General features: G+C 31.3%; 13 protein-coding genes. 6 read left to right on the top strand and 7 right to left on the bottom strand.

Annotation, left to right across the window (positions count from 1 at the left end; all coding sequences use genetic code 11):
- The 5 genes from OB7_RS04870 to OB7_RS04850 all read right to left on the bottom strand — a co-directional run.
- A partial coding sequence (locus OB7_RS04870; protein ID WP_487247933.1) for a flagellin N-terminal helical domain-containing protein occupies window positions 1-542 on the bottom strand: 542 nt, incomplete at its 3' end.
- Between the two features lie 82 nt (window positions 543-624).
- Window positions 625-3,216 carry a TPR domain-containing glycosyltransferase gene (locus OB7_RS04865; RefSeq protein ID WP_114702662.1) on the bottom strand — a complete coding sequence of 864 codons (2,592 nt, stop codon included), beginning with the start codon at window positions 3,214-3,216 and terminating at the stop codon, window positions 625-627.
- Window positions 3,217-3,220: 4 nt separating this feature from the next.
- Window positions 3,221-3,697, bottom strand: coding sequence for a pantetheine-phosphate adenylyltransferase (gene coaD / locus OB7_RS04860; protein ID WP_012580169.1), 477 nt, complete (start codon window positions 3,695-3,697; stop codon window positions 3,221-3,223).
- A gap of 5 nt (window positions 3,698-3,702) precedes the next feature.
- Window positions 3,703-5,040, bottom strand: a complete 1,338-nt coding sequence (gene dnaB, locus OB7_RS04855; RefSeq protein WP_114702661.1) for a replicative DNA helicase — start codon at window positions 5,038-5,040, stop codon at window positions 3,703-3,705.
- A gap of 318 nt (window positions 5,041-5,358) precedes the next feature.
- Window positions 5,359-6,558: a TM0106 family RecB-like putative nuclease gene (locus OB7_RS04850; RefSeq protein WP_114702660.1), complete on the bottom strand. Its 1,200-nt coding sequence runs from the start codon at window positions 6,556-6,558 to the stop codon at window positions 5,359-5,361.
- 87 nt (window positions 6,559-6,645) lie between these two features.
- Between OB7_RS04850 and OB7_RS04845 the strand changes: the two genes are divergently transcribed.
- Entirely contained in the window at window positions 6,646-7,020 is a 375-nt protein-coding gene (locus OB7_RS04845) for a Rid family detoxifying hydrolase (protein ID WP_004101718.1), read from the top strand.
- On the top strand, window positions 7,020-7,655 hold the full coding sequence (locus tag OB7_RS04840; RefSeq protein WP_004101720.1) for an endonuclease III domain-containing protein: 636 nt from the start codon (window positions 7,020-7,022) through the stop codon (window positions 7,653-7,655). Before OB7_RS04845 ends, OB7_RS04840 begins: the two co-directional genes overlap by 1 nt.
- On the opposite strand, the gene OB7_RS04835 is transcribed toward OB7_RS04840, so the two are convergent.
- Window positions 7,648-8,898, bottom strand: a complete 1,251-nt coding sequence (locus OB7_RS04835) for an MFS transporter (protein WP_004101723.1) — start codon at window positions 8,896-8,898, stop codon at window positions 7,648-7,650. The two genes, OB7_RS04840 and OB7_RS04835, sit on opposite strands and share 8 nt — an antisense overlap.
- Before the next feature lie 84 nt (window positions 8,899-8,982).
- Between OB7_RS04835 and OB7_RS04830 the strand changes: the two genes are divergently transcribed.
- The 4 genes from OB7_RS04830 to asnS are packed head-to-tail and all read left to right on the top strand — an operon-like array spanning window position 8,983 to window position 12,150.
- Window positions 8,983-9,369 carry a methylglyoxal synthase gene (locus OB7_RS04830; RefSeq protein ID WP_004101725.1) on the top strand — a complete coding sequence of 129 codons (387 nt, stop codon included), beginning with the start codon at window positions 8,983-8,985 and terminating at the stop codon, window positions 9,367-9,369.
- The gene (locus OB7_RS04825) at window positions 9,369-10,169 is read left to right on the top strand and encodes a Cof-type HAD-IIB family hydrolase (RefSeq protein ID WP_004101727.1); all 801 of its coding nucleotides are present in this window, start codon (window positions 9,369-9,371) and stop codon (window positions 10,167-10,169) included. Before OB7_RS04830 ends, OB7_RS04825 begins: the two co-directional genes overlap by 1 nt.
- On the top strand, window positions 10,126-10,830 hold the full coding sequence (locus OB7_RS04820) for a hypothetical protein (RefSeq protein WP_004101730.1): 705 nt from the start codon (window positions 10,126-10,128) through the stop codon (window positions 10,828-10,830). The genes OB7_RS04825 and OB7_RS04820 overlap by 44 nt, the downstream gene beginning before the upstream one ends.
- 24 nt (window positions 10,831-10,854) lie before the next feature.
- Complete coding sequence (gene asnS / locus OB7_RS04815) at window positions 10,855-12,150, top strand: asparagine--tRNA ligase (RefSeq protein WP_114702659.1); 1,296 nt, start codon at window positions 10,855-10,857, stop codon at window positions 12,148-12,150.
- A gap of 33 nt (window positions 12,151-12,183) precedes the next feature.
- On the opposite strand, the gene OB7_RS04810 is transcribed toward asnS, so the two are convergent.
- Window positions 12,184-13,653, bottom strand: coding sequence for a carboxypeptidase M32 (locus OB7_RS04810; RefSeq protein WP_114702658.1), 1,470 nt, complete (start codon window positions 13,651-13,653; stop codon window positions 12,184-12,186).
- Window positions 13,654-13,656 lie beyond the last annotated feature (3 nt).

Here is a 13,656-nt window from a genome sequence, read left to right as displayed (position 1 = left end):
AATTGTCCGACTTCAACAACATAAGTTCCTTCTTTGGCGGTGGGACTTACAGGAGTATTGAGTTCTAATTTTATATTACCACCGGTAACGACTTTAGCATCGACTTCGGATCTAAAGCTTTCGAGTTTACCATCAAGAAGTTTCTTAGTGTTAAATTCTGTTGTTCTTGCAATTCTGTCAATTTCTTCTCTTAATTGGTCAAGTTCTGCTTGTATTTGATTTCTATCAACATCAGTGTTTGTATCACTAGCAGCTTGTACAGAAAGTTCTCTCATTCTTTGCAAAATTGAGTGAACTTCAGTTAAAGCACCTTCTGCTGTTTGAATCAAAGAAATAGCGTCTTGAGAGTTTTTAATAGCCATATTGAGACCTTTAATTTGACCTCTCATTTTTTCACTGATAGCAAGACCAGCAGCATCGTCACCAGCTCTGTTAATTCTGAGACCGGAAGAAAGTCTTTCAAGAGTTTTGCTCATAGCCATATTGGTTTGACCAATACTTCTCCAAGCGTTTAATGCACTTATGTTATGATTAATTCTCATATCTTCTCCACCTCCATGTGGTTTTTATTTTTGTCCAAGGCACTCTAAGCTATTTATATTATCGGAAGAGTTAAAAAATTTTTTAGATTTTTTCAAAAAACAAAATTCTTATATTTTTTACTGCATTTATTTTTACTACTTTAAAATCAAATTTAGATAACTCCTTTTTAATTTGACTTGTATTTCTAATAATTCTAAATTCAGGGTTAAAGAAAACTATATCATCTTTATCATCAAAATTTGGTTCAAAATAAATGATTACTCCTTTTTGTATGTGTGATGGTATTATTTTTGAAAAATCATGTTCAACATGAATTGTATTTATTGAAAATAATGCACTGCTTTCTTTTGAATTATTTATTTCGAGCTCTTTTAGTAAGTATTCTGGAACCTCTTCATTTTCGATTATGTATATACTATTTTCATTCAATTCAGCTAGTGAATTAAATATTATTTCATCAGAAATTTTAAATGGCCAATCTTTAATTAGTTTTTTTCTTCTTTTTCTAGCGATTTTTATTGCATCATTTGCAGGATATGGATAAGCATAGTAAAAATTTTCTGTCTTTTTCCATATTCTTATTGGATGAATTATCCCAAATCCAGAAAGTTTTTCACTTATGTTTCTACACCACACTATTTTATCTGAATTTTTCATAAATGTGTAAGTTGAGTTAGGATAAAAGCCATCGTATTCGTACATGCCGAGTTTTAAGTCTGCAATTTTATGATTTTCTTCACAGGCTTTAATGTGGATTGAAAATGCTTTTTCAAAATCTTCTTTTTCTTCGTAAATTTTTGCAAGTCTATAATAATAGAATGGGAATTCATCTTTGTTTTTGATTTCGTTTAAAAGTCTTAGTTTTCTATCAATATCATTGCAATTTATAGAAGCAGCATATTTTGCATAATCTGTGCTTGAAATTAGGTTAAGATATTTTAATTCAACCTCATTAGTGTCAATAGTTAAAATTAATTCTTTGTGCTTTGTGTAATAGTTTAAAATTTCTTCGAAAACTCCATCTATATTTGGATCGAGTCTTGTTTTTAGATCATCAAGTACAGGTTTAATAAAGTTTGAAATATCTTTATTCAATTCAATAGCTTTTTTGTATGATGAAATAGCCGCAGAAAAATTGGAAAGTTTTAGATATATATCACCAATTAATGAATATATGATTCCTTGTATGTCATCTGGAAAATTCTTCCTAATACTTGCAAGTAGTTTTAATAATTTTTCTTTTGAACCGTTAAAATATTTAAATAAAAACAATACCTCATTCAAAGTTTTTATATTGTTTTCAAAATCATTTTTAAATATAAATTCTAGAAGAAAATCTCCACCGTGTTTTTCGGATTTTATAACAAAGTTTTGAAAATCAGTTTGTACAAATTTTTCTAAAAGATTTACATCTATCTTTATATTGTTGTCCAAAAACTTAAAAGCGGTTTTCCAAATATCGATATTAATATTATTTTCAACTAAAACATTTAAGATATATTCGTAGGAAGATTTTATGCTTTTTAGAAAATCAATGTCGTTTATTTTTAAGAGTTCTTGTAAAATAATATTGATTAGTCTTTTAATATTTTCTCCCGTTGTTTTTGCAAATTCTATTGTTTTTCTAAGATAATATTCAAAGTTTTTTTTATCCTTATTTTTTAGGAAGTATTTTGTAATGATTGCGTTTGCAGCCCCTTTATGCTTAAAGCCTATAACAGTCCATTCAAATTCTTCAGGGTGCTTTTCAGCATACTCAATTTTTTCTAAAAATAGTTTTGCATATTTATATTGGCTTTCAAGATCGTCTTTTTTTTCGTAAACTCCTGTTAGGCCGTAATAAGGATCAGGATATTTTGGAACAGCTTCTATTGCTTTGTTAAATAAATTTTCTGCAAGTTCTAGATTTTCTTTATTTAATGCATCCATTCCGAATAAAAAGAGAAATTCAAGACCTATTGCAGGAATTTGGCCTATTTTTTCTATCTCTTTTAGTGTTTTCCATCCAACTTCTATTTTTCTATTTTTGTATTTTGATATATTCTCAGTTTTGTAAAGTTGGACTAGGTAATAGATTTTTTCTACAGGATTTAAATCTTTATTTTCAAGATGCTTTAATATTAGAGTTCTTGTTCTATTATATTTTTGCATACGAAGTTTTCTTGTCCAAATGTATCCATAGTGGTATACTGTAAATGGAGCGTTTATAACTTTTCCTTTGTATACTGGTTGATTATGTACTATATTTTTGTAATATACTGTACCATTCCTAAAAAGTCTTGGAGTAGAGGCTATCTCAGTTTTTTTAAAGTCCCAGTCAAGATAGCTTAAAGTGGGCAGATATACTGTATTTACATCATTCGGGAGATTTTCTAAGAAATTTCTTATCCCTTTAAAGTCTTCTTTGACTTCTTCGTCGGCGTCAAATATGAGGACCCATTCACAAGTTGGATATTTTAGTGACTGATTTCTTGCCTTTGAAAAATTTCCTTCCCAAGGATGAAAATAAAGTTTATCAGTGTATTCTCTTACTATTTCAGGAGTTTTATCTGTTGAGCCGGTATCAACTACCACAATTTCATCAGCAATATCTTTAATACTTTCTAAAGCCCTTCTTATGTTATGCGCTTCATCTTTTACTATCATTGCAACGGAAAGAAGACATTTTTTCATAAAATCACTCCCTGAGTTTTTGTATTAGTTTTTCTTCAACATTTTTTGGAACCCATCTTGAGATATCTCCTCCAAAATATGCTACTTCCTTTACAAGACTTGATGAGATAAATGAATATTTTTTATCAGTCATCAAAAATACAGTGTCGGTATGTGGACACATTTCTTTATTTGCCATAGCCATTTGAAGTTCATATTCAAAATCAGTAACAGCACGAAGACCACGTATAATTACATCAATTTTATTTTTTTGAAGATAATCAATTAAAAGTCCGTTAAAATAATCAACCTTTATATTTGCTATATCTTTAGTACATTCTTTTATCATTTCAATTCTTTCTTCAAGACTAAAGGTGTATTTTTTTCTTTTGTTTTCCATAACTACAACAAAAACTTCTGAAAAAATTTTTGAAGCTCTTTTAATTATGTCTAAATGTCCAAAGGTTATTGGATCAAAAGAACCAGGATAAATAGCCTTCAAAATGATCACCCTCCATGTGTTGGATCAACTTCAAAGAATGCGGTAAATTTAGGATCAAATAAGAGAGTAACAGTACCAATAGGTCCGTTTCTCTGTTTTCCTATAATGACTTCTGTTTCGTGTGGATCAAGTGTTTTTTCTTTTTTATAATATTGTTCTCTATATAAGAATAAAACCATATCAGCATCTTGCTCTATTGAACCAGACTCTCTTAGATCACTCAGTCTTGGTCTTTTATCTTCACGCTGTTCAACAGCACGAGAAAGTTGCGATAAAGCAATTATAGACACGTCAAGTTCTCTAGCAAGAAGTTTAAGAGACCTGGAAATTTCAGATATTTCTTGTTGCCTGTTTTCTCTATATGATTTTATGCTCATCAATTGAAGATAATCTATAAAAATAGCTTCGATTCCATATTCTTTTTTCATTCTTCTTGCCTTTGCACGAAGTGATCTTGGATCAAGATTTGCTTCATCATCGACTATTATATTTGCTTTGTAGAGCTTACCAGTTGCAGTCAAGAGCCTTTGCCATTCTTCATCACTCAATGTTCCACGTCTTATTTTTTGAAGTTCAATTAATGCTTCCATTCCAAGGAGCCTTTGTGCGAGCTGCTCTTTGCTCATTTCAAGGCTGAAAATGCCAACAGGCGCTTTTGCGTGTAATGCCATGTTTTTTGCTATATTAAGTGCAAATGCTGTTTTACCAACACTGGGTCTTGCTGCCAAGATTATAAGATCAGATTTATGAAATCCTGATGTCATTTCGTCTAGTTTTTTAAAACCTGTTGGAATACCAGTAATTAAGCTAGTTACACCATCTTTTACCTTTGTTCTTAAGTTTTCGAGGTTTTCAAAAACTTCGTGCAAAATAGTGTCCATCGAAAGGTAAGTTTTAGAAGTTTTCGATTCAGCTATTTCAAAAATTACTCTTTCTGCATTATCTAAAATATCGTCCACATCTCTATCAGACATGGCATCTTCTACTACCTTGGATGCGGCGTTTATAAGTGCCCTCAAAACGGATTTATCCCTAACAATTTGTGCATACATCTCTGCATGTGCGGATGTTGGTACTATATCTGCAAGTTGTGCAACATAAATTTCTCCGCCTACCATTTCAAGTTTTCCCTTAGTTTTAAGGCGGTCACAAATTGATATTACATCAATTGGAATACCCTCATCGTATAGTTCTTCTATGGCCTTGAATATTTCGGCATGCCTTGGATCGAAAAAATCTCTTGAGCTAACAATTGAAATAATGTTTTCAATTGTTTCGGGATCTATTAATATACTACCTAATATAGCTTGTTCAGCTTCTATACTGTGTGGAGCATTTTTCATACTTTTCCTCCTTTGTTCGAAAAAGATTATACCATAAAAATAAAGCCCCAGATTTTTCAATCTGGGGCCTATTTCTTGGAAAATGGTTCCAAGGGGGGATAGGGGGTCGCTGCTCTGTTTATAAGATAACATAGCAATTGTTACATCTCAACACATTAAAAACAAAGATTAGGTTAAAAAGGTTAAGATTAAGTAATATAAAGCGTTTTCTTAAAATGTTAAAATTCTGATATTTTTCCATGTTTTTTATAAAAAATTCAATAAAACTCCTATTATCTTCATTAATAAATACGTTAACATATTTATCAGAGAGAAAAACTATTTTGAAAATTGGTTAACAATATCAAATAATAGTTTTGTTGCTCTAACGTCATCTTCGTTATACATTAATATTTCGTTTAGTATTGCTTTATCTTTTGATTTTTTGTATTCTTCAAATTTTTGTATGACGCTGCTCCCATTTAAATTTGTTCTCCACTTAAATCCAAAATATTTTGCCAGAACTTTAAGCGAGTAAGAAATTGTTGGTATTGCTAAACTACTGGATATTATTTTGTATATATCAATAAATTCAAATTTTACTTTATTTTTCACTTTGTATTTTGTAGCAAGCTTTTTGATTTGAATTGGTTCATAATTAAAGTAATGGTAAATTGGAGCGTTTTGTTTTTTTAAAAAGTCTATTAGCTGCAGAAAAGTTTTTTCTTCATCTTCCCTTTTAAATGAAAAAAATGGAATATATTCATTATCTTTTAAAATTCCAAACAAAAAGTGAAAATCATGGTAGCTTTCAATATCTAAGAATATTCCGTTTTTTAATTTTTCAACCTTTGAGATTAAAATAGGCTTATTTTCAATAAAAGCGGTTGCTTGCAGTATTAATCTTTTCCCTTTTTCTCCAAATATATTCTCAACTACATCTTTGTTTTTTATTAGATCATCTAATGTATAAATGTTATGCTCAAATAATTTTTCCAGTTTTGCACTACCAATTCCACGAAGCAGTGAAAGATTTTTTTCTTTAATTAAAATATTTGTACATTCAAGGTTATATTTACAAAATTTACATTCAGGATTTATTCTGGGGCTTATTTCTTTGTAATTTTTTAATTCTTCAACTATATCAATAAAATCTTTTAGATATTTTTCCCAGGGCATTGTTACGTTGTAATATTTGCTTTTAAAAATAACATTTATTTTCTTTTCTGTGTGTTTTGAAAAAATATACCCATATGCAGCAGATTCTATGTAATGATATTGGTAGAGTTTTTTACCATTTCTATGAGAAATAATATAAATTTCAATGTTATTAGAAATTACTTCTACATTTGAAGCAATAAGCTTAAAATTAAAAAGTTTTGTAGACAAAACTCCCTTTTTAATTTTTCCACCGGTTTTAATTACTTTTTTCGTCTTTTTTTCAAGATAAGGATCAAGAAAAACTTCTTCTTTTGATTCGTTAAGAAATTTTTTTGGGCAGAATAACAGACTTCTGATTTTTGAAACGCAAAATTGCATTATATCCTCCAATCTAAAAAATATTTCAAAGATAATTATATCACTATGTGTTATAATTTTCTTGGAAAAATTAGGGGAGGTGGAAAAATGGAGTTTATTAATCCAAGCAATGCACCAAAGGCAGTAGGACCTTATTCAATAGCTGTAAAAAGTAATGGCTTTGTTTTTGTATCTGGACAGCTCCCAATAGTTGTTGAAACGGGTGAATTGATAAAAGGGGATATAAAACGTGCAACGGAAGTTATTATAAAAAATATGGATAATATATTAAAAGAAGCAGGAAGCAGCCTTGATAAGTTGGTTAAAGTTAATGTGTATATAAGGGATATGTCAAAATTTTCTGAATTTAATGAAATATATGAAAAGCTATTAAATGGTCACAAACCTGCAAGAGCAGTCGTTGAAGTTTCAAAGCTACCAAAAGATTCGGATATAGAGATAGAGGCAGTAGCGGAGGTATAATGTTGAAAAACTTGTATAAATTATTATTAAAAGCATACGGTAGTGTTGGGAAGTGGTGGCCAGGAACTTCTGAAGAAATAATTGTTACTGCGGTTTTAACTCAAAATACGAATTGGAAAAATGTTGAAAGAGCAATTGAAAATATTTATAAAAATAAAACTAAAGAAAAATTGCTTGAGTATTTGTATGAATTGCCAGTTGACTATTTAGCAGAGTTAATTAAACCGGCTGGGTTTTATAACTTAAAAGCAAGGCGTTTAAAAAATTTACTTTCATTTCTCAAAGAATATGATTTTGACCTTTCTAAGATAAAAAGATTGGAAAATCTTCGTGAAAAGCTTTTGAAAATAAATGGAATCGGCAAAGAAACAGCCGATTCCATTTTACTCTATGCACTTGAAATACCAGTTTTTGTTGTTGATGCTTACACAAAAAGACTTTTAAAACGAATGTATGGTATTAACCTGTCAGATTATGATAGTGTTCAAAATCTTTTCTACGAAAATTATCCTAAAGATGTCAAATTGTTCCAAGAACTTCACGGGTTAATTGTTGAACACTCAAAAGCGGTTTGTAGAAAAAATCCCATTTGCAGTGAGTGTAAAATTTCCGATAATTGTAAAAAATCTATTTAACATCGCCTCTTCTAACAAATTGCAAAGTAGTGGTTGCTACAAAGAATGATGCTATTGAAAAGTAAAGTAGCGAGTCGTATCCTAAGATGTCTATAAAAAATCCTGCAAGTGGAGGTGCAATTATATTTGCACTCATAGAGAAAAAGTAATAAAGTCCGGTGTAACCACCCAGTTTTTCTTCGGTTGTCATATCTACTACTGTAGGAAGTGAATTTACATTAACCATTCCCCAACCTATTCCACCAAGTGCAAAATAGATAAATAATAAACGAGTTACAAGACTTGTATTGTTTATCATATTTACGCTTGCAATTGATAAGATCGAGATAAGTATTACTATAGCAAGACCAATGGTCATAGTCTTTTTTCTTCCTATCTTTGCTCCGATAAAACCTGCAGGAATGGAAAAGAGCATAAATGTTAGAGAGAAGAAGCCTAGTATAAATGCTCCTGTGCTTTCACTAATTCCTATTCTAAACTTTGCATAACTTGTAAAGAAAGTCTCAAGAGCGTTATATCCAATAAACCAAAAGAGTATGGAAAGTAGAATCATCAAAAGACTTTTTTCTTTTGACAAAAACACTTCCTTTAGATTTACTTTTAACTCTGAAAAACTTTTTGAAAAGACATTGTCTATTTTCTTTTTCTTTCCTTCTTTAATTTTGTACTTTTCATCTTCCTTTATAAATATTACAACAAGCATTAATGCAATTAACATTATTAGTGCACCAAGCCAAAATGGTAAAGCATAGTTTTTGTCGTATAATGGTTTTCCTGCAAAATACGCAAGAAGTGCGCCAAGCCCGCCCATGAAGTTAATTACACCGTTTGCTTGACTTCTATACTTTGGTGGAGTTATATCAGGCATGAGAGCTATAACTGGAGATCTAAATAGGGCCATGAAAAAGTTCATAAAGATAATATTTAACATAAAAAACCATAGAAGGTGCATTTCTCTAGCAAATGGAATTAGGGAGAAAAACATAGCACCAAGTGGCGCACCAATAAGGATATAAGGCATACGCCTTCCAAATCTTGTTCTTGTTTGATCGCTTAATACGCCGATAAGAGGCAACATAAATATGGCAAAAATATTGTCGATAGTCATTACAAAACCGATGCTGGTTGATGAAAGGGAAAAATCTTTTAAAAAGATAGGGACATAAGCATTATAAAGTGGCCAGACAATACTTATTCCGAAAAACCCAAAACCTAGTAAGAACAGCTTTTTATAGTTTTTCACACAATCCCCCCTTTGAAAAATTCTATATTATTATATCACAGCTGTGATATAATAATTGTAAATAAGTAAAAAGAGGTGAAAATTATGCTAAATGTAGCTTTAATTGCCCATGATAACAAAAAACTTGACCTAGCAATGTTTGTCAAAGAGTGGAAAAATGTCTTTGAGAAATGCAACCTTTATGCCACAAAGAGCACTGGAAAGATTATTGAACAAAAGATAGGCTTAAAAGTTACAAAGCTTGAGTCAGGCCCGTACGGAGGAGATTTACAAATTGGTTCACTTATAGTGAATGGCGAGATTGATTTTGTTATCTTTTTAAGAGATCCGCTTACCGCACAACCTCATGAACCAGATGTTTCAGCACTTTTGAGGGTATGTGATGTTCACAATATTCCACTTGCAACAAATCTTGCTACTGCAGAAGGGTTAGTTTTAGAGATAAAAAGAAAACTTGAAGGAGGAAAATGATGGTATTTGTTTTCGATATAGATGGAACACTTTTAAAGAGTGATTATACAGTTTCTCAAGAAACAGTAGATGCGATTAAAAGTCTCGAAAGAAATGGCCATACAGTAATATTTGCAAGTGGTAGAATGCTTGTTTCGGTAAAAAAGTTTTTGAAGAAATTTTTTGGAAAAGATTTTCCAGTTATTGCATACAATGGTGGAATGGTATGGATACCTGAAAAAGGTGTGGTATTTGAAAAAAGCGTGGATTTTGACTCAACGAAGAAAATAATAGATTTTTTAAGAGGAAAATCTTTACATAGACAAATATATGTTGATGATAAATTATATGGAGAAGAGGATAATGAATATATAAAGTCTTATGCTAGACATGCAGATGTAGAATATTTTATAGTAGAAGATCTAGTAAAACTATCAAAGGAAAAACTTCCCACCAAAATTCTTTCCATTGCAGATGAAAAAGTACTAGATAATGTTAAGGATGAACTTGATAAAATGAATTTAAACGTTGATATATTTAAAAGCATGAATATATTTTTAGATATAGTTCCAAAAAATGTAAATAAGGCTGAAGCCTTAAAGTATTTAATAGATAAGTTAAACTGCAGAGATCAAAAGATAGTGGTTTTTGGTGATAATCACAACGATATTGGAATGTTTAAAATAGCTGATTTTTCAGTGGCAGTAGAAAACGCTGTTGAAGAACTTAAAAAGGAGGCAGATTATATTGCGCCATCGAATGATGAAGATGGTGTTTATGTTGCTCTTTCTAATCATTTTTCAGACATTATTTCCGGCTAACATTGCAAAAATACCTTTAAATGATATTTTAAAAGATGTTTCACTTTTGTGCCTTGGAAGTCTTGGTGATCTTACTCTTTCGTATGATGCAGGACTTGCGGCAGGTTATCTTTTAAAACAGCAAGGATATGATGCGTATGTCGTTGGTACTTTAGATACATTAAGTAAGGATGACAAAGATCCTTTAAATAGAGTAAATGTTTCTGCATTCATTACAGCTCATGTATATTCTCTTTTTGCAAGAGGACTTGCAACGGCTGGAATAATCCCAATATTTGATGGTACAATACTTGATAAGGAAGTTGTTGTGTCTTTAAACACTAGGGATGCAACTTATCCAATAGTTGTTGACAGTGAAGTGAAAAAAAATTTATTAAGTGAGTTAGGCTATAACGGAAGTGTATTTTTAAGTAATGAGATTGGAAAATATATAGATGGTATAAAGTTATCTTGGAAAATAACAAATGTTGATGTGGAAAGTATAAGAAAGAAAATTCTAAAAAATTCAATTGTTAAGCTTTCAGACGAGAAAGAAATACATATAAATCAGCCGTTTGTTGAATCAGGACTTTTAGTTTTTTCAAATGATCCAGAGATTTTAAGATTTGCTAAAGATATATTGGATGGATATGAGAACGCACTTGGAAGAAGGCCTTGGTGAGAAAAATAATGGGAGGTGGATTTTGTGTGGGTATACATTAAAAATCTGAAGGATCATATTGGAAAAGAAGTGGAGCTTAGAGGTTGGGTTTGGAGAAGTAGAAGTAGTGGAAAAATTGCATTTATTAATATGAGGGATGGTACAGGAATAGTACAAGTGGTTGTTGAAGCATCTTCAGTTGATGAAGAAACTTTTAAAAATGCAAGAAAACTTAGAATGGAATCATCTCTGATTGTTAGAGGAACGGTGAAAAGTGAAGAGAGGGCACCAGGTGGAGTAGAGATTCATGCAAAAGAGGTAATTCCAGTTCAAATTCCAACTGAGGATTTTCCAATTAATAAGCCTGATCATAGTATTGATTATCTGATGGAACACAGACACTTATGGCTCCGCTCTAGAAGGCAGATGCATATTTTAAATATAAGGGATGCAGTTTTAAAAGCTATTAGAAAATTCTATTGGGAAAATGATTTTGTTCAGGTTGATACACCTATTTTCACTGGTGCAATCGGTGAATCTGCAGGTAACCTTTTTGAGATAGATTATTTTGACTATGGAAAGGTATATCTTGCACAAACTGGGCAGCTTTATTTAGAGGCTGCATGTATGGCTCTTGGAAGAGTATTTAATTTAGGGCCAACATTTAGGGCTGAAAAGTCAAAGACAAGAAGACACCTTATAGAATTTTGGATGAATGAAGCCGAGGTTGCATATTTTGAGCATGAGGATAATCTTAAATTGCAGGAAAATCTTGTTAGCTATATAGTAAAATACGTTCTTGAAAATGCAAGAGAGCATCTTGAAGCTTTAAATAGAGACATTTCAAAACTTGAAAAGATTGAACCACCTTTCCCAAGGATTACTTATACAGAGGCTGTTAAAATGCTCCAAAAGAAAGGATACGATATTGAGTGGGGAGACGATTTTGGTGGAGATGAGGAAACGGAGATAGCAAAGCAATTTGATAAACCTGTATTTGTAACACATTATCCAAGAAAGGCAAAAGCATTTTACATGCAGCCAGATCCGGATAACCCAGATGTTGTATTGTGCGATGATTTGATAGCGCCTGAAGGATATGGTGAAATAATAGGTGCTTCACAAAGAATTCATGATTACGATCTTTTGGTTGAAAGATTGAAAGAATTTAACCTTCCTGTTGAATCATACGATTGGTATTTAGATTTAAGAAAGTTTGGATCGGTTCCTCACAGTGGGTTTGGACTTGGTGTTGAAAGGACAATTGCATGGATAGCTGGTCTTGAACATATTAGAGAGGCTATAGCATTTCCTAGAACTTTATATAGGGTGCATCCATAAATTAAAGGGGGAAATCCCCCTTTAATTTTACCATTAAAGCATATAAACTTCTTTGTATTTTTCGCTTACATAGTCTATGAAATACTGTGGATTAAGTGTTTCGCCAGTTACCATCTTTATTAATTCCATTGGCTGATATACCTTTCCCTTCGAATGAATTTTTTTTCTGAGCCAGTTTAAAATGGGTTTAAATTCTCCATTTTCAACTTTTTGGTAAAAGTCTGGAATATCTTTTTTCATTTGTTTAAATATTTGTGCTGCATAAAGATTTCCCAGCATGTACGATGGGAAATATCCAAATGAGCCGTGTGCCCAATGAACGTCTTGGAGTACTCCTTCGCTGTCATTTTTAGGTGAGATACCTAAATATTCTTTCATCTTTTCATTCCAAATTAAAGGTAGTTCATCGACATTTATTCTGTCGTTAATTAATGCTTCTTCTATCTCAAACCTTATCATAATATGAAGGTTGTATGTTACCTCATCAGCTTCAGTTCTTATTAGTGATCTTTCTACCTTGTTTATTGCTCTCCAGAAATCTTTTATATCAATTTTCTCAAATCTGGGGAAATATTTTACAAATTTTGGATACATAAATTTCCAAAATTCAAAACTTCGCCCGACAATATTCTCCCAAAATCTTGATTGACTTTCATGTATTCCCATTGAAGCACCATCACCAATTGGAAGTTCTCTATATTCTTCTGGAATTCCAAGTTCGTATAACGCATGGCCACACTCGTGAATTGTACTAAATATAGAATTTTTTATATCAAATCTATCAAATCTTGTTGTGATCCTAACATCATTGTGAGATATTGAAATTGTAAATGGGTGAGCTGAAACATCAAGTCTTGCAGAATTAAAATCATAATTTAGAGCTTTTAAAAGTTCTTCTGAAAATCTTTTTTGCAAATTTTCATCGTATTCGCCCTCTAAAATTTCAGTATTTGGCTCTTTTCCTTGACTTAGTTTTTCTAGGAATTCAACAAGGAAACTTCTAAGTGGGGGGATAATTTCATTAAGCTGTTTTGTTTTTAAGCCAGGTTCATATTGGTCGAGGAGTGTATCATATTTATTTTCTTCATATCCAAGGACTTCTATAACTTTTTTTTCAAGTTCTACAACTTTTTTTAAGTTGGGTTTAAATAAGTTGAAATCTTTTTCTTTTTTTGCATTTTGCCATGCTTGTTGAGCCTTTGAAGTTTCTATTTGAAGTTCTACAAAAAGCTCTTTTGGAATTTTTTTCATTCTTTCGTATTCTTTTTTTACCAACCTTAATATGGCTTGTGACTCTACATCATTAGGCTGGGCTTTTTCAATTAGCTCTTGAGTTTTTTCTGATATAAATTGTTCAAAGACATAGCCTGATATTTCACCAATTATTTGTGCTCTCTTTTCTACTGCATTTGGTGGCATGTAGGTTTCCATATCCCAATGAAGAAGCGAAAGTGCACTTTCAAATTTTGAAAGTTTTTTAAGATGATTTTTTAACTCTTGCATATA

The organism is Thermosipho africanus Ob7 (assembly GCF_003351105.1).
In the GTDB taxonomy this organism is placed as follows: Bacteria; Thermotogota; Thermotogae; order Thermotogales; family Fervidobacteriaceae; genus Thermosipho; species Thermosipho africanus.
This window is presented reverse-complemented; position numbering and strand designations above follow the sequence as displayed.

What these genes read in the sequence shown, in the direction of transcription:
- OB7_RS04865 (WP_114702662.1), bottom strand. Translation starts at nt 3,216, where the DNA reads ATGAAAAAATGTCTTCTTTCCGTTGCAATGATAGTAAAAGATGAAGCG.
- OB7_RS04825 (WP_004101727.1), top strand. Translation starts at nt 9,369, where the DNA reads ATGGTATTTGTTTTCGATATAGATGGAACACTTTTAAAGAGTGATTAT.
- OB7_RS04830 (WP_004101725.1), top strand. Translation starts at nt 8,983, where the DNA reads ATGCTAAATGTAGCTTTAATTGCCCATGATAACAAAAAACTTGACCTA.
- OB7_RS04840 (WP_004101720.1), top strand. Translation starts at nt 7,020, where the DNA reads ATGTTGAAAAACTTGTATAAATTATTATTAAAAGCATACGGTAGTGTT.
- OB7_RS04820 (WP_004101730.1), top strand. Translation starts at nt 10,126, where the DNA reads ATGTTGCTCTTTCTAATCATTTTTCAGACATTATTTCCGGCTAACATT.
- OB7_RS04845 (WP_004101718.1), top strand. Translation starts at nt 6,646, where the DNA reads ATGGAGTTTATTAATCCAAGCAATGCACCAAAGGCAGTAGGACCTTAT.
- OB7_RS04810 (WP_114702658.1), bottom strand. Translation starts at nt 13,653, where the DNA reads ATGCAAGAGTTAAAAAATCATCTTAAAAAACTTTCAAAATTTGAAAGT.
- OB7_RS04850 (WP_114702660.1), bottom strand. Translation starts at nt 6,558, where the DNA reads ATGCAATTTTGCGTTTCAAAAATCAGAAGTCTGTTATTCTGCCCAAAA.
- dnaB (WP_114702661.1), bottom strand. Translation starts at nt 5,040, where the DNA reads ATGAAAAATGCTCCACACAGTATAGAAGCTGAACAAGCTATATTAGGT.